Here is an 18210-nt window from a genome sequence, read left to right on the forward strand (position 1 = left end):
ATGAAAAAAGGTTTAATGCTGCTGACACTTCTGGCTGCGTGTATGAGCTCCGCGGTCCATGCTGATGAAGCAGCAATCAAAGCCACGCTGGGCAAACTGGGCATGAGCCATGCCGACATCCAGCCATCGCCGGTAACCGGCCTGAGTGCGGTTTCTACCGACAGCGGCACCCTTTACATTACCGACGACGGCAAACACGTTTTGCAAGGCCCGCTGTATGACGTCAGCGGCAGCCATCCGGTTAACGTCACCAACAAAGCGCTGGTGAAGAAGATGGATGCGTTACAAAACGAGATGATCATTTATAAAGCCAAAAATGAAAAGCATGTGATCACGGTGTTTACCGATATCACCTGCGGCTATTGCCACAAGCTGCATCAGCAGATACAGGACTATAACGATCTTGGCATAACCATCCGTTATCTGGCCTTCCCGCGTCAGGGGCTGAATTCCAAAACCGAGAAAGACATGCAATCTATCTGGTGTACAGGCAACCGCAAAACCAACTTTGATGCGGCAATGCGCGGCGATGACATCACGCCGGCAACCTGTAAAACCAGTGATATTGCGAAGCAATTTGAGCTGGGCGTTCAGTTCGGCGTGACAGGCACTCCGGCCATCGTGCTGGCAGACGGAACTTTGATCCCTGGTTATCAGCCGCCGAAAGAAATGGCTGCCATGCTCGACCAGCAGGATCCTTCACATAAAACCGGTGGTTGATTTTTCGTGACCTTGCAGACTCAACTTCGCCGTCGTGAGGCGGCGACTGGCGTGGATCTTCCCGCCGAACTCTCCCCGCTGTTACGTCGGCTGTATCTCGCCCGCGGTGTGACACAAAGCCAGGAGCTGGAGCGCGGCGTGCGCGGTATGCTGCCTTATCAGCAGCTTGATGGCATTGATACCGCCGTTGCCTTGCTGCAAAAAGCGCTGGCTGAGCGTCTGCGCATAATTATCGTTGGCGACTTCGATGCCGATGGCGCGACCAGTACGGCGCTGACGTTGCTTTCCTTGCGCAGCATGGGCTGCGGTAATCTGGATTATCTGGTGCCGAACCGTTTTGAAGACGGTTATGGTCTCAGCCCGGAAGTGGTTGAACAGGCGGCGTCGCGCGGTGCAGAGTTGATCCTCACCGTCGATAACGGCATTTCTTCTCACGCGGGCGTGACGCTCGCCCATGAAAAAGGCATTCAGGTGCTGATCACCGATCACCACTTGCCGGGCGAAATATTGCCGGATGCCGAAGCGATCATTAACCCGAATCTGGTCGGTTGCGAGTTTCCGTCCAAATCGCTGGCGGGTGTCGGTGTGGCGTTTTATCTGATGCTGGCGCTGCGCAGTGCATTACGCGAAAGTGGCTGGTTTGAACAAAACGGTCTGGCGATCCCCAATCTCGCGGAGCATCTGGATCTGGTGGCGCTCGGCACGGTAGCGGATGTCGTGCCGCTTGATACCAACAATCGCATCATGGTGTATCAGGGGCTGAACCGCATTCGTGCCGGAAAATGCCGTGCGGGGATCCGCGCGTTGCTGGAAGTGGCCGGGCGAGAAGCCCGTACGCTGTGCGCCAGTGATTTAGGTTTTGCGCTTGGACCACGGCTGAATGCCGCCGGACGTCTTGATGATATGTCGGTTGGCGTGGCGCTGTTACTCAGTGAAGACATCGGTCAGGCGCGTGCGCTGGCAAGCGATCTGGATGCGCTGAATCAGACCCGCCGTGAGATAGAGCAGGGCATGCAGGTCGAAGCGCTGGCGCTGTGTGACAAGCTGGAAAGCAGTACCGACGCGCTGCCGTTCGGGCTGGCGATGTATCATCCTGAGTGGCATCAGGGGGTGGTCGGCATTCTGGCATCACGTCTGAAAGAGCGTTTTAATCGCCCGGTGATTGCGTTCGCACCGGCGGGTGAAGGCATTCTGAAAGGGTCCGGTCGTTCGATTGCCGGATTGCATATGCGCGATGCGCTGGAACGTCTCGATACGCTTAATCCCGGTCTGATGATGAAATTCGGTGGACACGCGATGGCAGCCGGTTTGTCGCTGGAAGAGAGCAAGTTCGACGAATTTCGTGATCGTTTCGCTGCACTGGTCGGTGAATGGCTGGATCCTTCGCATCTGGAAGGTGTGGTCTGGTCGGATGGCGAGCTGTCGGCGCGTGAACTGACGATTGATACGGCTGAAATGCTGCGCGACGGCGGCCCGTGGGGACAGGCGTTCCCGGAACCGACCTTTGACGGCAGGTTCCGTATCCTGCAACAGAAACTGCTGAAAGAGCGTCACCTCAAGCTGATGATTGAACCCGTCGGCGGCGGTCCGTTGCTCGATGGTATTGCTTTTAATATCGATCCGACTTTCTGGCCGGACAGCAGCATCCGCGAAGTGCAACTGGCCTACCGGCTGGATATCAATGAATTTCGGGGAAATCGCAGCGTTCAGTTGATTATCGAACATTTATGGCCGAAATAAGCGATTTACGCCGGTAATAAACCCTGCAAAAAAACGGCTCCTTGCTATAAAAAGACCGCTAATTCCGTTAGAATCTGCGGTTCGAATGGCATTGGGCCAACTCCGAATCTAACGTAAGACGCGAAAAATCATGTTTGAAATTAATCCGGTTAAAAACCGCATTCAGGACCTGTCCGAGCGGACAGTCGTTCTTCGGGGGTATCTTTGACTATGATGCCAAGAAAGAACGCCTCGAAGAAGTAAACGCCGAGCTGGAACAGCCGGACGTCTGGAACGAGCCAGAACGCGCGCAGGCGCTGGGCAAAGAACGTTCCTCACTGGAAGCTATTGTTGAAACCATCGATGAGTTGTTGCAGGGCGCGGAAGATGTGACCGGCCTGCTGGAACTGGCGGTAGAAGCCGACGATGAAGACACTTTCAATGAAACGGTTGCCGAACTCGACGTACTGACCGCCAAACTGGAACAGCTTGAATTCCGCCGCATGTTCTCCGGTGAATACGACAGCGCGAGCTGCTATCTCGATATCCAGGCTGGTTCCGGTGGTACGGAAGCACAGGACTGGGCGAGCATGTTGCTGCGTATGTATTTGCGTTGGGCAGAAGCCAAAGGTTTCAAAACTGAAGTTATTGAAGAATCTGACGGTGAAGTCGCTGGCCTGAAATCCGCGACTATCAAGATCATCGGTGATTATGCGTTTGGCTGGCTGCGTACGGAAACCGGCGTTCATCGCCTGGTGCGTAAAAGCCCGTTTGATTCCGGCGGCCGCCGCCATACCTCGTTCAGTTCCGCGTTTGTGTATCCGGAAGTGGATGACGACATCGAAATCGAAATTAACCCTGCCGACCTGCGTATCGACGTATACCGTGCGTCCGGTGCGGGTGGTCAGCACGTCAACAAAACGGAATCTGCGGTACGTATTACCCACCTTCCGACCAACATTGTGACCCAGTGTCAGAACGACCGCTCCCAGCATAAAAACAAAGATCAGGCCATGAAGCAGATGCGTGCGAAGCTTTATGAGTATGAGATGCAAAAGAAAAATGCGGACAAGCAGCAGCTGGAAGACACCAAGTCTGACATCGGCTGGGGCAGCCAGATTCGTTCTTACGTGCTGGATGATTCCCGTATTAAAGATTTACGCACGGGCGTCGAAACGCGAAATACGCAGGCCGTACTGGATGGCGACCTGGATAAATTCATTGAGGCAAGTTTGAAAGCCGGGTTATGAGGAACCAAAATGTCTGAGCAACAACCAGCAGCGCAAAGCGCAGAAAACGTACCAGATCTTAACAACGAGCTGAAATCTCGTCGTGAGAAGCTGGCTTTACTGCGCGAATCCGGTATCGCTTTCCCTAACGATTTCCGTCGTGACAGCATCTCTGATGAATTGCATGCGAAATATGGCGAAAAGACCAACGAAGAACTGGAAGCATTAAACATCGAAGTCACCGTGGGTGGCCGTATGATGACCCGCCGTATTATGGGCAAGGCATCTTTCGTGACCCTGCAGGATGTCGGTGGCCGTATCCAGCTTTACGTTGCGCGTGATGACCTCGCAGAAGGCATCTACAACGAGCAATTCAAGAAATGGGATCTGGGCGATATCCTGGGTGCGACCGGTAAACTGTTCAAAACCAAGACCGGCGAACTGTCGATCCATTGTTCTGAACTGCGTCTGCTGACCAAAGCACTGCGTCCGTTGCCGGACAAATTCCACGGCTTGCAGGATCAGGAAGCGCGTTACCGTCAGCGTTATCTCGACCTGATCGCTAACGAAGATTCCCGTAAGACCTTCAAAATCCGTTCTCAGATCATGTCTGGCATCCGCAGCTTTATGGTGGAAAACGGCTTCATGGAAGTCGAAACCCCGATGATGCAGGTGATCCCTGGCGGTGCGGCAGCGCGTCCGTTCATCACTCACCACAATGCGCTCGATATCGACATGTACCTGCGTATCGCGCCGGAACTGTATCTGAAGCGTCTGGTTGTCGGTGGCTTCGATCGCGTGTTCGAAATCAACCGTAACTTCCGTAACGAAGGCGTTTCTCCGCGTCACAACCCAGAGTTCACCATGATGGAACTCTACATGGCGTACGCGGATTACAAAGACCTGATCGTTCTGACCGAAACCCTGTTCCGCACCCTGACTGAATCTGTTCTGGGCAGCAGCGTTGTGCAGTACGGCGACCAGACTTTCGATTTCGGCAAGCCTTTCGCCAAGCTGACCATGCGTGAAGCGATCTGCAAATACCGTCCGGAAACTAACGTGGCTGATCTCGACGATCTGGCAAAAGCGACCGCTATCGCAGAATCACTCGGTATCAAAATCGAGAAGAGCTGGGGTCTGGGCCGTATCGTGACCGAGATCTTCGAAGAAACCGCCGAAGCACAGCTGATCCAGCCAACCTTCATTACCGAGTACCCGGCAGAGGTTTCTCCGCTGGCGCGCCGTAATGACGTGAACCCTGAAATCACTGACCGTTTCGAGTTCTTCATCGGTGGCCGTGAAATCGGTAATGGTTTCTCTGAGCTGAACGACGCAGAAGACCAGGCACAGCGCTTTGCTGATCAGGTTTCTGCGAAAGATGCAGGCGACGACGAAGCGATGTTCTATGACGAAGACTACGTGACAGCGCTGGAACACGGCCTGCCACCGACTGCGGGTCTGGGTATTGGTATCGACCGTATGGTTATGCTGTTCACCAACAGCCACACCATCCGCGACGTCATCCTGTTCCCGGCAATGCGTCCGCAGACACAGAAATAAGTTTTCCTCAGAAACACCAGAAGGGCGCTCCGGCGCCCTTTTTCATGCCACAGATCACGGCATATGCTAACTGCTTAAAACTCCAGCGCTTATCCGCAATCACGTCTTGCTCCGCCGTCGTAACCGGTTATAATGCCAGTCGCACACCGATGCGGGTGTAGTTCAATGGTAGAACGAGAGCTTCCCAAGCTCTATACGAGGGTTCGATTCCCTTCACCCGCTCCAAAAGTACTTCCCAGACCTTCCGTAAGCATCCGAAAAAACCAATAAAATCAAATGAATTAGCCGGTTTTCAGTCCGCTAGCGTCCGAGCTCATCCCTTGAAAGCCAGTGTCTGATGTGTATATGATCGCGTATAGTTTTTCTATACACACGGATTCCTATACACAATGCCTCTGACAGAACTACAAATTAAAAAGGCTAAGCCCACAGAAAAGCCTTACACCCTGAGCGATGGCCTGGGTTTATCACTTCTTGTTGAGCCCAACGGCAGTAAAGCTTGGCGTTTTCGCTATCGTTTTGACGGTAAACCCAAAATGCTGTCATTAGGAACCTATGAGCACGTTTCCCTGGCTGATGCGCGACAAAGGCGTGATGAATCTCGTCGAATGGTTGCATCAGGTGTTAATCCAAGCACATTGAGGAAAGAGCAGAAAGCCGCAAAAACTCTTTCAGCAACTAACACCTTTGAAGCGATTACCCGTGAATGGTATGAGCATCGTTATGACCGTTGGTCGGCATCATACCGAACTGAGATGATGGATACCTTTGAGAAAGATGTATTTCCGTATCTTGGTTTTCGTCCTATAGCAGAAATTAAGCCTTTAGAGCTTTTGGCAATGCTTAGACAGGTTGAAAACAGGGGAGCTACAGAGAAAGTACGCAAGGTGCGCCAGAGGTGTGGTGAGGTTTTCCACGCCCGGCTGCCGATTTTGCGGCAGCACAAAAACTATAGAGCAGGCGCTTGCCAGAGAAAAGCCTTTTTTGCTGCATGGGCGCTTTCTCCTTAGCAATCGGTCAGGACTTGATCGGACTGCTGCGGATTTGATCGGAAGTGTGAATCATCCTCTGAACTTACGCCTTCGGCTGCTACGGATAACACGCCCAGGGTATTGCTGGTAAACGCAGGTAAAGGGTTCTTTCTGCCGCAGGCGGCAGCCATCAGGCCTTCAGCCAGATAGGCCGCCTCTTGTGTATTGAGCTGGATATTATGATGACCGACAGACAGAGAAATCATTGCATGGTCTCCTGAGCGCGGGCGGCGATGCGGTCATTCATCCAGCTCTCAATCTCGGAGGCCAGCCAGGCTACGTTCTTGCCACCGAGAGAAATCTGCGCGGGAAATTGCTGACGGCTGATTAAATCGTAAAGGGTGGAGCGGGACAGGCCGGTGGTGTGGATCACTTCCGGCAGTCGCATAAAGCGATCGCGTGGGTAGGCCGGTGGCATCACAGGGGCAGAAGTAGGGGGCGTATTTTGATCGGTGGAGAGCATGGTGCTACCTCATATTAGTATCCGGCTGGACGCGACCAGTACCGGCTGTTTCGTTAAGGAGCCCCCTATTGTGAGAATATTTTTGCGTTTAGCAACAAGCTCTTGCGTTAAAAAACTTGAAAAAAAATGCTTGTTTTTTTAAACAACATCAGGTCACAAAAGACCAAATGCCTACAGTTGCCTACAAATGCCTACAGTGACATGCAGGTTGTTTACTGAACAATGATTAAGTGGTTTTGGTTATTAATGAACACAATTTTAATAGGAAAAAAATATTAAATTATTTTGGGCTAGCCAGAAAAAAGGTTTTTTAAGACAGTGAACAGTAGTGAGCAGTGAGTGAATGCCTTTAGGGAAGGTGTTCACTGATTAAATTAATGATTTAATAGTATTTTATTTTAGAGTGAACAGTAGTGAATAGTATTTATAGAAATATAAACTCTCTCCACTTTCATGGATTACGTCCCAGTCCGTTGTACCAGCGCTGAGCGAACGCCATCAGATAGAAATGTTGTGCCAGCCTCCCCACAATATCCTCACATTGACAACACATTGCTGAGGTACGCCATGAAACCCGATTCAACCAAAACCGTCGAAGCCGTTATCCAGGACTTTCTTAAGGTCAAAGCCGGTCACAACGAAAAGCCATCATCAGGAAAAGCGGAAGGCGCTATCCAACACTTTGAGCAGGCCAAAGCGGCGTTTGCTCAGGAAAAGCAGGCACTGGATGAAATTGAAAGTTCGATTGCCCGCTGCGCCCAGGAAAAAGAAACGGCGAACAGCGAAATCAAAGAGAACGAAGAGAGCTGGCGTTCGCGTTTTCGCAAGTCACGCGGGGTTATGACGGACGAGCTCAAGAACGCGCACAGTCAGCGGGCTGTTCAGCAGGGATTAGTTAAAGAGTTCGATGACCTGATTGAGGAATTGAGTGTCGAGAAAGAATCAGCGATGTTGCATTGTGCTAATGCCGGGAATGCGTTGATTAGCGCCCACCGCAGCGCACTGAATGCCTATGCTGAAACACAGTGGCGCATGGCCATCAACAATCTCAGTCCGGCGCTAGTTCGTGCGGTAAAGCTGAAAGTGCTGGCGTTATCCAACGTCAGTTATCAGGAAACACAATCCGGTCATTATGTAGAGCCCGCCAAAATTGTCAGCGCTGAAATTGGCAAGGCGCTTGTCGGGGCGGCTAGCATAGGTCAGTTCAACATGGATGCAGAACCTATGTTGGAGAAAATCGGGACGCATTCTCCTGCGCTGCCTGGTGTCGATATGGGGCTGCTGCAAAGCCCGATAAAAAGACAATTGCTGGCTCAAAAACTCTCCCAGCGTATCAATTCAAATAAGGAGTAATAGCAAATGATGCGCTGCCCGCTTTGCAGCTCTGTTTCTCACATTCGCACAAGCCGTTATATCACCGAACAGACAAAGGAGTCTTATTATCAGTGCACCAGGCTAGCATGCTCATGCGCATTTAAAACAAATGAAAGTGTCAGTAAAATCGTTAAAAGAGAAAATCTAAAGCATAAAAATATAAATTTCGGCTTGTCTCAATCCCCCAAAAAATAATCTCAAGTGCCGCTTTCGAAGAAGGCGGTATTTTTCATTAATGCAGTGCAAAACCGTCCCTCCGGACAGCCTTTTCTCTGGCTAGCCTGCCCTTGTGAGCTCTGCATGCATAGGGTGCATGGTTTTGCATGCAATCCGGCGTGCTAAAAAGGGCTCAAAACCCTTGCTACACGGGCTTTCAGAGGTTTTATTTCATGCATTAAAACCAGTGGGCTAAGTCAGCAGCGGGCAGGCGGGGAGAATTGCGCGCGCCGAGGTGTGGCAGAAGAAAAGGTGGCCGGCCTGCTCCAACTGAAACATTTCCACCTTCTCTATGGTTTGTTTAATAGAAAGGTTACTTACCATGACATTTTTTATATTTATTACCAGAGCCACATGGGCAGGGCTCATTCCTACCTACTTTAATTTTTGTCATGTTTATATTTTTTCTAGAAAATCTTCTACTCAAATCTTTCATTATAATTTCATTTTTAACTTCTTCTATAGTTAACAAGTAACCAATATCACCATCTAAATGATTGTTTTTTGTATACTCCACATCAAAAGTAACACTATGTTTTTTTAACAAATCATTAAGCTCTCTTTGATTTGTTTTTTTATTTGAAAAAGTTCGATTGATGTAAACTAGATCTTCTGAACGAATTGGGCATCCGTTAGGTTCTGTTGCGATAACACAAAGTTTATCTACACTATCATATTTATTTAATACGTAGGGTATATAGGCATAGATGCAACCTACTCGGGCATGCCTGTAGTCGGCGTCTGAATCTGAAATATTTCTTGGGAAGAAAAGAAATAAATAAAACTTCCCTTTTTCATCTAAGGACTCAACGAGCCTTGCGGAAGGCTTTCTTGAATGAGATTTCTCAAATTTTTCCACATAACTTCTTGATAAAAAATATCTAGATTTACGGCTTTCTTTGGCGAGCTCTCTAACTGCTAGCTCGTGTGTCATAAAGTCATGTTCTTTAAAAAAACCAACGTTGCTCGACAATATACTATCAGAAAATATCCTTATTAGATCATCCCAATACTCACTTCCTTTTTTCATGGCTTGTGAATATTTAAACCAATGTGTTGATCGATAATAACACCACTCATTTTCAGGAAGAATTGCAAAATTCTCATCTTTCAAAAAATCCTCATTAAGGATTTTTTTGTTATTCATCAAATAAGTGGCGAGTATTTCCTCCTCCCCTGGGCTAACTTTTAATGCACCAATTCTTACGACTCTTTCTCTTTCTTTTATATAATCCAAGAAATCAGAAGTGGTATTTAGCTCTGTCAATACAATGCTAAGAGAAGTTTCATCAAAAAAATGGATAAAGGTTTTGCTTCTATCAATATCGCCGATGCAAAAAGGGAATTCTAAACATTCCACTCCATCAAATACAAAGGCGTTGAATAATGTGGGTGAACTTCCCGGAGCAATGCTATCATAAAAATCCTGCGCAACTCTTGAAACGTTGTTAATAACACCTATTAGATGGAATTTAAAATCATTATGTATTTCAAAAGGAAGTGAGTTTTTGCATTCTTTATCAAGAAATATTCTACTTGGATACCTCTTTATAAAGTTCTCTGCCCCATAAAGTTGGTCTGACGACTCTAATACTGATTTCTTATACCAGCGTTTCCACGCAACTTCTAAGGTCTTGGTAGAATTAAATTTGATGTTCTTATCTGAGAAGATAATTACATCTTTATCAAAAACTACAATTAAGTCACATACTTCCTTGCCGGTTTTGTTTTTTGAATATCCCTCATCACTATAAATATTTGCATAAGACCATAGTCCCATAAAAGCAGTGTCTGCTAAATCAATTAATTTTTCTTCAGAACTGTTGAAACCAGTGTTTTTAGTTATTTTCCTTAGCATTATATAGGCCTCGCCTTTTTTATTTATCGATAAATCTCAACTGTGTTATTTCAAAGCTTTAAACGCTGCCACGGCACTGGCGAAGGCAGCAATAAATGAGAATACTGTTGCCCAGACCATACGTTTCTGGATTTTAGTCGATTCAACGTAACGTTGTTCCTCTTCGATATATTTGTTAAGTGTCATTAGTGCTCTTCCATTAACAGTATAGTTACCCCCATGAGTTTTAGTTAGTTCGCCATTAATCACAAATGCCTCAAGCGTAAGGGTTAATTGTTTTCTCATTCTATCTTTTTCATCATGATAAAACCACAATTTACCAAAAACGACTGACATAATATTGATATGGCTAATACCGCCCCCTTCTTTTTGGTCAAGATATAAAGAAATTACCGCCGATAAAACATCATGTAGATTTTTTATTTCTTTACGCTGTTTTCGATAACGATATTTTTCTCGGCTGCTAACCCAGTTATCCTTAATAGCCGATAATTTAAATTTCATCTCACGCCACCAAGTAAGGTCTTTCAGGGTGGTAAATCTTAATTCATGGGCTTTGTAGTAATAAATCCCTGAAAAGGACTCTGAGACCAAACCATCTGGATTTAAATTTTCTGGAATGTTGAATATATTTTGCTCTGAATTCCACCTCAGTACACTAATTTTATTATTTTCATAACCTTTAAAAAGATACTCCTGACCACTATCGAGATGGGTGATATACACGGAATACGCATCATAATGGATGGCAGTTTCATAGTTAAGAGTGATACGGTCAGGTGTTTTTTTCTTTTCGAATTTAGCAAGGTAATGACGAATGTTCATTTACTACTCCTAAACACTGCTTTTAGTGGTTTCTACATCTTAACTTAGCCGCATTCGAGTTTACAGGCAGTTTATCGAATGCTCCGAGAGCCCCGCACTCTCAGTTTTTTTGACTACCCGCCGCGACAGGACTTTTTTAATTCTATGTTTTAAAAACTTCTCTTTTATGATGCAACCGATGTGCCTCTGAGAGATCTCCCTGCAGGACGCTCACCCGCAGTAGCAATTTTTCAGAAAAATAATGTGCGCGAAATGGCAAGGATGGTTTCCGTGCAAATGCTATATGCCATGTCTCCGAGGGGTTACTTGCTACCATATGAGTATCTGGGGGAACATTGCAATTACCCGCCGTTGGAGCGTTGACCTTTCGCTGTCCCTCCGGCCATTCGGGTTTACTCTGTCAGTGGAAGTTTCACCGAATGTGGTAATTCCGCCAGATAAATCTGTTTTAGTTGATATTTTTTTATTTAGCTTTTTTTGAAGTCCGATACATTTAAATAATTGACTTCTAAGTCAGCTTATCGTTGACAGCTGCCTGTCAATGTAGTTTGGTCGGGTTAGATTCTGTTGGCGATAGTCAACTAAAACGCAAATGGGTGTCAGGTGGCCAATCGAATGCAAATAGCCGTGTCGTGATAACAGCGCGTTTGGGATAAATATCGAGGCCAACATATTAAGTTTCACATACAGAGACGAGCTGTGATGAACCACAGTTAGTAAATTAGAAAACCGCATAGAGCAAGGTTGTCTACTAAAGGCAGAGTGAGGGGAAGTGTATAGTAATGTGTATATTAAATTAACTTAATGATATTTAATTCATTATTATCATGTGTTTATCTTTAAATTACCGTTCCCTTCACCCGCTCCAAAAGCTTCTTCCTCAAATCTGTTCAATACCCCAAAAAATTCACTACCCAATCCCGATTATTCGTATTTCCTGTACGTCGTTTCTGCATGTCTAAATTTTGAACTCAAAAGTTTAAAAATGATGCAAATCAGCTCCCTCCCCTGCGAAGGGGGAGGGTTGGGGTGGGGTATTAAGAGCAGATCGGAATGCAGACGTTTTTGCTATTTTATGGTTTGCTAAACCCCCTCCCGGCCTCCCCCTTCGCAGGGGGAGGAGCACACCTGCAATCCCTGCAACTCCTTGCAAACCATTAAATTTATCTGGAATCATCACCTCAGTTTCGTTCTTAGCCACTTGGTTTAGTCATATTTCCTCTGCGGTGTTTTTGCATATCCAAATTTTGAATCAAAAACTAAAAGTCGATGCAAATCAGCTCCCTCCCCTGCGAAGGGGAGGGTTGGGGTGGGGTATTAAGGTCAGATCGCAATGCGGAAACATTGACTGTTTTATGGTTTGCTAAACCCCCACCCAGCCTCCCCCTTCGCAGGAGGAGGAGCACACCTGCAATCTCTGCAACTCCTTGCAAACCATTAAATTTATCTGGAATCATCACCTCAGTTTTGTTCTTAGCCACTTGGTTTAGTCACGTGCTTTACGCTATAGTCGCGTCGCTGCGGCAAAATTCGCAGCCGGGCGTGAGAACTCGAACTCTACTGGAAACGGCACAATTTCTGTTGTGCGAAAACATCAGCTTAGTTAGATGGAGTTCTCAATGAACCTGTATCAGTTATTCACCTTTTTACCTTTCCCCCATTCCCCTGTGATCCTGACCTCAGGAGCACAAACTCATGAATAATCAAGACTGGCATCAGGCTGATATTATTGCGGCGTTACGCAAGAAGGGTACGACACTGGCGGCGGTATCACGGGCTGCGGGGTTAAGTTCTTCGACGTTATCGAACGCGCTTTCACGTCCGTGGCCGAAAGGGGAAATACTGATTGGTCAGGCGATTGGCGTTCATCCTGCGGTGATCTGGCCGAGCCGTTATTACGACCCGAAAACACATCAGTTAGTAGAACGCCGTACACGAAGTCATTAGGCACTAATTACTGAGCGGGCGGGGTATGAGTAATGATGATCATCCCGCCCGCTCGTTTAAACCAACAGTAATTACTTATTCTTTACCTGTAATCCGCGCGGCAGGTTGTTGTTATCCACCTGCGGTAAACCGGTAGAGGCGGAAGAAGTCAGCAAGCCTGTCTCAACGTAGTTTTGCAGCTTCTCGCGGGTATCGGTGATGTCCAGGTTCCGCATGGTCAGCTGACCAATACGGTCATCTGGTGAGAACACCGAATCGCCTTTTTCCATGGTCAGACGCTCTGGTTTGTAAGTCAGGTTCTCAGATACCGTATTCATGATGGTGTAGTCATTACCGCGACGCAGTTCCAGAGTCACTTCACCGGTGATTTCGCTGGCGACCCAACGCTGTGCGGAGTCACGCAGCATCAGAGCCTGCGGATCGAACCAACGGCCCTGATACAGCAGACGACCCAGTACACGGCCATTTGCATGGTATTGCTCGATGGTATCTTCGTTATGGATACCGGTCAGCAGACGCTCATAAGCGATGTGCAGCAGCGCCATCCCCGGGGCTTCGTAGATGCCACGGCTTTTGGCTTCAATGATACGGTTTTCAATCTGGTCGCTCATCCCCAAGCCATGACGACCGCCGATGCGGTTGGCTTCCATCATCAGCTCAACGCTGTCGTCAAAGGTCACGCCATTCAGTGCGACAGGATAACCACGCTCAAAACGGATGGAGACTTCTTCCGCTTTCACGACCACATTCTCGTCCCAGAATTTCACGCCCATAATCGGGTTAACGATTTTGACGCCGGAATCGAGGAATTCCAGATCTTTGGCTTCGTGCGTTGCGCCCAGCATGTTGGAGTCAGTGGAGTAGGCTTTCTCGGTCGACATTTTGTAATCGAAACCGGACTGAATCATGAATTCGGACATCTCATGACGGCCACCGAGTTCATCGATAAAGTCGGTATCCAGCCACGGCTTATAAATCTTCAGTTCAGCATTGGTCAGCAGACCGTAACGGTAGAAACGTTCAATGTCGTTACCTTTATATGTGCTGCCGTCGCCCCAGATATTGACGCCGTCTTCTTTCATTGCGGCAACCAGCATGGTGCCGGTCACGGCACGGCCCAGCGGCGTGGTATTGAAGTAAGTCACGCCCGCCGTAGTGTTATGGAATGCGCCACACTGAATGGCGGCAATCCCTTCTGCAACCAGTTGTTTACGGCAGTCAATCAGGCGGGCTTTCTCTGCACCGTACTCCATCGCTTTACGCGGAATGGCATCGTAATCTTCTTCATCAGGCTGACCCAGATTGGCCGTGTAGGCATAAGGAATCGCCCCTTTTTTCTGCATCCACAGCAGGGCTGCACTGGTGTCCAAACCGCCGGAGAATGCAATCCCCACACGCTGATTGATAGGAAGGTGCTTGAGAATAGTTGTCATCGGTTAAATCCTGTATGAATGGGGTCTGTCTGCTAAAAGTTTCAATGCCTATATTGATATCGCAAAACCGGCGTCGGGTAAAAGACATTTTGCATATTTATGTAAATTTTACCGCATAACTATCTAATTGTCATGCACTGCAAAACGCCTTACCGCTCATTTTGTTTCTGGAAAAAATTCAGCAGTAACTGCCATAAATGATGCGCTGCGGGCGTGAAACGCCGGTCTGAATTGCGCAATAAATGGCACTGGGCTTCGGTGGCGATAGGGTGATCAATGGGAACCGCCACCAGAATGTCGTGCTCGATGCGTTCACCTGCCGCCTGTGCGCTCATAAAGGAAATCCCCATGCCTGAAATGCTCAGGCTCATGGCCGTCGAGAACAGGTTACAGCGGTAGGCAGGAGTGAACAAAAAACCTTTGCTCTGGAACATCGCGTTCATGTGGCGTTGCAAACCAAACGTCTCACTGAGCGAAATCAGCGGGTGCTTGTTCAGTTCTTCGATCGAGACTGTTTTCAGATGTGCGATCGGGTGCTGCGGATTGACCACTGCGCAGATCGGCCCCCACGGAAAACTGTGTCGCTTCAGTTCCGGGTTACCAATCGGGCCAAACGCCAGTGCCATATCGGCCTCACCCTGGACAATCGACGCCAGGGTTTCCTGCATATTCCCTGCGACAATTTCCACAAAAACATTGGGATAAGATGTCGCAAAGTTTTTCAGTACGTGCTCGACAAACGTATCAACCAGCCCGGCACCGACGCGAATGGTGACTGCGCCGCCTTTCATATAGCGCAAATCTTTTAAATGCCGCTCCAGTTTTTCGCGACGTATCCGGCTTTCAAAAAAATCATCCGCCAGCAGTTTTCCGGCATCGGTCAGCACCACTGTGCGTCCGCTGCGTTCAAGTAAGGGCAGTTGCAGTGTGCGTTCCAGCAGGGCGATCTGACGGCTGATCACCGAAGCGTTGACGCCCAGAATATCGGCCGCACGGCGGATCCCACCCTGGATCCCCACCTCGTAGAGATAACTGATCTGCTTCTCGTGAAACATCTGGCTCATCGGTGTTCCCGGTGTCTGTTGACCAAAAGGCAACAATATAGTCATTGAAACGACATTTATATTATGTGATGGGTTGTAGATAATCAAAATTGACGACAAAACAGACATCGGGAAATTTCATGCCAACCGTGTATGACTATCTGCAACAACATGCCTCGCTGATCCTCAGTGATATAAAGCGCCTGGTTCAGGCCGAATCCCCTTCGCTGAATAAAGTGGCGGTTGACCGTTGCGGAGACGTACTGCAAAGCATCATGGCGGAGCGGCTGGATGTGCAGGCACAGGTTTGCCCGCAGGAAAAACTCGGCAATCATCTGCTGTTCAGTGTCGGTAACGGGCCGCAGGTGACCAGTATTCTTGGCCATTTCGATACTGTGTGGGAATGCGGTGAGCTGGAGATGGTGGAAAAAGACGGCCGTTTATATGGGCCCGGTGTGCTGGATATGAAAGGCGGGCTGGTGCAGGCAATCTGGGCGGTGCGGGCGCTGGTACAAACCGGCGCGCTGTCGCCACATCGCATTCAGTTTATTTGTCCTTCGGATGAAGAACTCGGCAGCCCGTCATCGCGTAAATGGATTGAACAATGTGCTGCTGATTCCGGACGGGTTCTGGTGGCCGAACCGGCCGTGGCGCGTACCCATGAGGCCAAAATTGCCCGTAAAGGATCCGGCAGGTTTGAAGTGAAAATCACCGGTCGTTCGGCCCATGCGGGCAACAATCCGGAAGATGGCATCAGCGCGATTGAGGAAATGGCGCATCAGATTTTAGCCCTTCACAGCCTGAATGCCCCAGAGGCTGGCACGACGGTCAACGTCGGTCTGGCAAGCGGTGGCGGTAAAATTAACGTGGTCGCCGATCATGCCGTACTGGGTGTGGATTTACGTGTGACCAATATGGCAGAGGCCGCGCGCGTGGAAGCGGCAATCAAAGATTGCCAGCCGCATCTTGCCGGTGCGCAGGTGGTGGTCACCGGCGGGATGTCCCGCCCGCCAATGGAACAGACACCGCAGAATTTAGCGCTTTTTTTGCAGGCGCAGCATGCTGCTGAACGGCTGGGAATTGCGCTGAAAGGCAAAGCGGTCGGCGGCGGCAGCGACGGTAATTTTACGTCGGCGCTGGGTATCCCCACGCTCGACGGACTGGGTGCGACAGGCTCCGGCATTCATGCCCGGGACGAACATATTATTATTGATGATATTCCGCTGCGGGCAGCATTGCTTGCTGAAATAATTCTGGGCAGTGGGGAAGTAGTCGTATGACATGTTGATAAACAGTGCATGAAATAAAATACCTGGCCCTTTATTGGTGCGTCATAAACCAAAATGGTGCAATGAATCTCGGGTTATTTCATCGCGATTGAATGATTTTATTAAAAAGCCTTTATTACGATGAGGGCTATTTTTCTTTTTTATTTTTTATCTGTTTTTTAACTATTTTTACTGTTTATTAAAAAGTGAAAGTTGGCACGTTTCCTGCTCTCTTGTCTGTGGTTAAAAATAAAAATGAGCAGAAATCAGGTGCTGAATGAATAACCTGTTTTCTCACATGACATTCATTGAAAACTGACAGGAATTGTATTCCTGATTTTTTATTGCAGACAGATACCAGAGAAGGAACGTTAGTATGAGTGACACACGAATATCAGAACAGAGAGCCATCCCTGAGGTGGACGAGTGGAAAGTCGGTAAGGGGGCATACGTGTCGCTTATTGTCGTTATCCTGCTGTTTTCTGGTGCATTTTTAAAGGTGGATGGCATGGCGTGGCTGGGAGCCTTTGACTTCACCACGCTGGGCGGTTCGTTCGGTACAATGAAAGGTGAAACCAGCACGTTTGTCGGGGCGGGCGGTGTCAGTGCGAAAGCCGGTTTCCTTTTTGCCTTATCTCTGGTGCCGACGGTCATGCTGGCACTGGGATTATTAGAAATATTTACGCACTACGGCGCTATCCGGGCTGCACATAAATTATTAACACCACTGCTTAAGCCGATATTAGGCATTCCCGGCCACACCGGTCTGGCGTTAATTACCGATCTGCAAAGCACTGACGCCGGCGCTGCATTAAGTAAAGAGCTTTACGATAATAAACAGGTCACAAAGAAAGACGTAGTGATCATGGGCGCATGGCAATATTCCGGTGCCGGTCTGATCAACAACTATTTCTCCATCGGTTCCGCTATGTTTGCATCATTAACCATGCCGGTGATTATTCCGCTGGTGGTGATGTTCGTGATGAAATTTGTCGGCGCGGTATTTGTCCGCTTTGTGTTGAACACCGTTTATAAAAGAGATTTTGAAAATGAGTAATGCCACCCGAGTTTCCTCAAACCCGTTCGATATTTTCGTGGTCGGTGCCCGTAAAGGTTTCAATATTGCTATCAATAATCTGATGCCTAACGTGGTAATGGCTTACGTCATTTCAGAAATGCTCAATCTGCTCGGCGTAATGACGTTGGTGGGGCACATTTTCGCGCCACTCATGGGGTTGCTGGGATTGCCAGGTGAAGCCGTTACCGTGCTGCTCACATCATGGCTATCGTCTTCGGCGGGTACGGGTGTGGCCATCAGTTTGCTGACCAAAGGCACGCTCGATATGACGCAGATTACCATCCTGGCACCGGCAATTTTCCTGATGGGTTCTCAGTTGCAATACATGGGACGCCTGCTTGGCGTGGCGGATGTGCCGAAAAAATACTGGCCTCTGCTGATGCTGACCAGCGTACTGAACGCCATTATTTCGATGATCCTGATGCGAATTTTTGCCTGATTTTCGA

The 18210-nt window shown here is 48.4% G+C and carries 15 protein-coding genes, 1 tRNA gene and 2 pseudogenes; 12 read left to right on the top strand and 6 right to left on the bottom strand.

Going from position 1 to position 18210, the window contains the following annotated elements; genetic code table 11:
- From dsbC to LC431_RS21740, 6 genes and pseudogenes are all read left to right on the top strand, one after another.
- A complete protein-coding gene (gene dsbC, locus LC431_RS21715; protein WP_013574112.1) occupies positions 1 to 720 on the top strand; it encodes a bifunctional protein-disulfide isomerase/oxidoreductase DsbC in 720 nt (239 codons plus the stop codon).
- A 6-nt stretch (positions 721 to 726) separates the two neighbouring features.
- Positions 727 to 2460 (top strand): single-stranded-DNA-specific exonuclease RecJ, encoded by a 1734-nt coding sequence (gene recJ / locus LC431_RS21720; RefSeq protein WP_013574113.1) that lies wholly within the window; start codon positions 727 to 729, stop codon positions 2458 to 2460.
- A gap of 130 nt (positions 2461 to 2590) precedes the next feature.
- A protein-coding gene (prfB, locus tag LC431_RS21725) for a peptide chain release factor 2 (protein WP_013574114.1) occupies positions 2591 to 3689 on the top strand; the annotation gives its coding sequence in 2 pieces (ribosomal slippage) (positions 2591 to 2665 and positions 2667 to 3689; 1098 coding nt in all).
- Positions 3690 to 3698: 9 nt separating this feature from the next.
- Positions 3699 to 5228: a lysine--tRNA ligase gene (lysS, locus tag LC431_RS21730; RefSeq protein ID WP_013574115.1), complete on the top strand. Its 1530-nt coding sequence runs from the start codon at positions 3699 to 3701 to the stop codon at positions 5226 to 5228.
- Positions 5229 to 5379: 151 nt separating this feature from the next.
- Positions 5380 to 5453, top strand: a tRNA-Gly gene (locus LC431_RS21735).
- A gap of 164 nt (positions 5454 to 5617) precedes the next feature.
- Positions 5618 to 6142: pseudogene (locus LC431_RS21740) on the top strand (tyrosine-type recombinase/integrase); the annotation flags it as partial.
- A 92-nt stretch (positions 6143 to 6234) separates the two neighbouring features.
- Here the strand turns inward: LC431_RS21740 and LC431_RS21745 are convergent.
- Positions 6235 to 6465, bottom strand: a complete 231-nt coding sequence (locus LC431_RS21745) for a hypothetical protein (RefSeq protein WP_223510324.1) — start codon at positions 6463 to 6465, stop codon at positions 6235 to 6237.
- Positions 6462 to 6722 (bottom strand): AlpA family transcriptional regulator, encoded by a 261-nt coding sequence (locus LC431_RS21750; RefSeq protein WP_223510325.1) that lies wholly within the window; start codon positions 6720 to 6722, stop codon positions 6462 to 6464. The genes LC431_RS21745 and LC431_RS21750 overlap by 4 nt, the downstream gene beginning before the upstream one ends.
- Positions 6723 to 7289: 567 nt before the next feature.
- Here LC431_RS21750 and LC431_RS21755 point away from each other — a divergent pair.
- Together LC431_RS21755 and LC431_RS21760 are read left to right on the top strand one after the other, a co-directional pair.
- On the top strand, positions 7290 to 8075 hold the full coding sequence (locus tag LC431_RS21755; RefSeq protein WP_223510326.1) for a capsid protein: 786 nt from the start codon (positions 7290 to 7292) through the stop codon (positions 8073 to 8075).
- A 9-nt stretch (positions 8076 to 8084) separates the two neighbouring features.
- Positions 8085 to 8291, top strand: coding sequence for an ogr/Delta-like zinc finger family protein (locus LC431_RS21760; RefSeq protein ID WP_223510338.1), 207 nt, complete (start codon positions 8085 to 8087; stop codon positions 8289 to 8291).
- A 334-nt stretch (positions 8292 to 8625) separates the two neighbouring features.
- Here the strand turns inward: LC431_RS21760 and LC431_RS26435 are convergent.
- Together LC431_RS26435 and LC431_RS21770 are read right to left on the bottom strand one after the other, a co-directional pair.
- Positions 8626 to 8694: pseudogene (locus tag LC431_RS26435) on the bottom strand (SEC-C metal-binding domain-containing protein); the annotation flags it as partial.
- Positions 8695 to 10215: 1521 nt separating this feature from the next.
- Entirely contained in the window at positions 10216 to 10995 is a 780-nt protein-coding gene (locus LC431_RS21770) for a hypothetical protein (protein ID WP_120134549.1), read from the bottom strand.
- Between the two features lie 1695 nt (positions 10996 to 12690).
- Here LC431_RS21770 and LC431_RS21775 point away from each other — a divergent pair.
- On the top strand, positions 12691 to 12942 hold the full coding sequence (locus LC431_RS21775) for a helix-turn-helix transcriptional regulator (RefSeq protein WP_131638647.1): 252 nt from the start codon (positions 12691 to 12693) through the stop codon (positions 12940 to 12942).
- A 71-nt stretch (positions 12943 to 13013) separates the two neighbouring features.
- On the opposite strand, the gene argG is transcribed toward LC431_RS21775, so the two are convergent.
- Together argG and LC431_RS21785 are read right to left on the bottom strand one after the other, a co-directional pair.
- Entirely contained in the window at positions 13014 to 14375 is a 1362-nt protein-coding gene (gene argG, locus LC431_RS21780) for an argininosuccinate synthase (RefSeq protein WP_015689414.1), read from the bottom strand.
- A 149-nt stretch (positions 14376 to 14524) separates the two neighbouring features.
- Entirely contained in the window at positions 14525 to 15430 is a 906-nt protein-coding gene (locus tag LC431_RS21785; protein ID WP_037035253.1) for a LysR family transcriptional regulator, read from the bottom strand.
- Positions 15431 to 15558: 128 nt separating this feature from the next.
- Between LC431_RS21785 and LC431_RS21790 the strand changes: the two genes are divergently transcribed.
- The 3 genes from LC431_RS21790 to LC431_RS21800 all read left to right on the top strand — a co-directional run bounded on the left by LC431_RS21790 (position 15559) and on the right by LC431_RS21800 (position 18203).
- Positions 15559 to 16698: a M20 family metallopeptidase gene (locus tag LC431_RS21790; protein ID WP_131638648.1), complete on the top strand. Its 1140-nt coding sequence runs from the start codon at positions 15559 to 15561 to the stop codon at positions 16696 to 16698.
- A 364-nt stretch (positions 16699 to 17062) separates the two neighbouring features.
- Positions 17063 to 17743 carry a nucleoside recognition domain-containing protein gene (locus LC431_RS21795; protein ID WP_013574120.1) on the top strand — a complete coding sequence of 227 codons (681 nt, stop codon included), beginning with the start codon at positions 17063 to 17065 and terminating at the stop codon, positions 17741 to 17743.
- A complete protein-coding gene (locus LC431_RS21800; protein WP_013574121.1) occupies positions 17736 to 18203 on the top strand; it encodes a YjiG family protein in 468 nt (155 codons plus the stop codon). The genes LC431_RS21795 and LC431_RS21800 overlap by 8 nt, the downstream gene beginning before the upstream one ends.
- The last annotated feature ends 7 nt before the right edge of the window (positions 18204 to 18210 follow it).

Source organism: Rahnella sp. GSA61A (assembly GCF_019969905.1).
GTDB classification, from domain to species: domain Bacteria; phylum Pseudomonadota; class Gammaproteobacteria; order Enterobacterales; family Enterobacteriaceae; genus Rahnella; species Rahnella aceris.

What these genes read in the sequence shown, in the direction of transcription:
- LC431_RS21795 (WP_013574120.1), top strand. Translation starts at nt 17,063, where the DNA reads ATGAGTGACACACGAATATCAGAACAGAGAGCCATCCCTGAGGTGGAC.
- argG (WP_015689414.1), bottom strand. Translation starts at nt 14,375, where the DNA reads ATGACAACTATTCTCAAGCACCTTCCTATCAATCAGCGTGTGGGGATT.
- LC431_RS21770 (WP_120134549.1), bottom strand. Translation starts at nt 10,995, where the DNA reads ATGAACATTCGTCATTACCTTGCTAAATTCGAAAAGAAAAAAACACCT.
- dsbC (WP_013574112.1), top strand. Translation starts at nt 1, where the DNA reads ATGAAAAAAGGTTTAATGCTGCTGACACTTCTGGCTGCGTGTATGAGC.
- LC431_RS21775 (WP_131638647.1), top strand. Translation starts at nt 12,691, where the DNA reads ATGAATAATCAAGACTGGCATCAGGCTGATATTATTGCGGCGTTACGC.
- LC431_RS21760 (WP_223510338.1), top strand. Translation starts at nt 8,085, where the DNA reads ATGCGCTGCCCGCTTTGCAGCTCTGTTTCTCACATTCGCACAAGCCGT.
- lysS (WP_013574115.1), top strand. Translation starts at nt 3,699, where the DNA reads ATGTCTGAGCAACAACCAGCAGCGCAAAGCGCAGAAAACGTACCAGAT.
- LC431_RS21785 (WP_037035253.1), bottom strand. Translation starts at nt 15,430, where the DNA reads ATGTTTCACGAGAAGCAGATCAGTTATCTCTACGAGGTGGGGATCCAG.
- LC431_RS21755 (WP_223510326.1), top strand. Translation starts at nt 7,290, where the DNA reads ATGAAACCCGATTCAACCAAAACCGTCGAAGCCGTTATCCAGGACTTT.
- LC431_RS21800 (WP_013574121.1), top strand. Translation starts at nt 17,736, where the DNA reads ATGAGTAATGCCACCCGAGTTTCCTCAAACCCGTTCGATATTTTCGTG.
- LC431_RS21790 (WP_131638648.1), top strand. Translation starts at nt 15,559, where the DNA reads ATGCCAACCGTGTATGACTATCTGCAACAACATGCCTCGCTGATCCTC.
- LC431_RS21745 (WP_223510324.1), bottom strand. Translation starts at nt 6,465, where the DNA reads ATGATTTCTCTGTCTGTCGGTCATCATAATATCCAGCTCAATACACAA.
- LC431_RS21750 (WP_223510325.1), bottom strand. Translation starts at nt 6,722, where the DNA reads ATGCTCTCCACCGATCAAAATACGCCCCCTACTTCTGCCCCTGTGATG.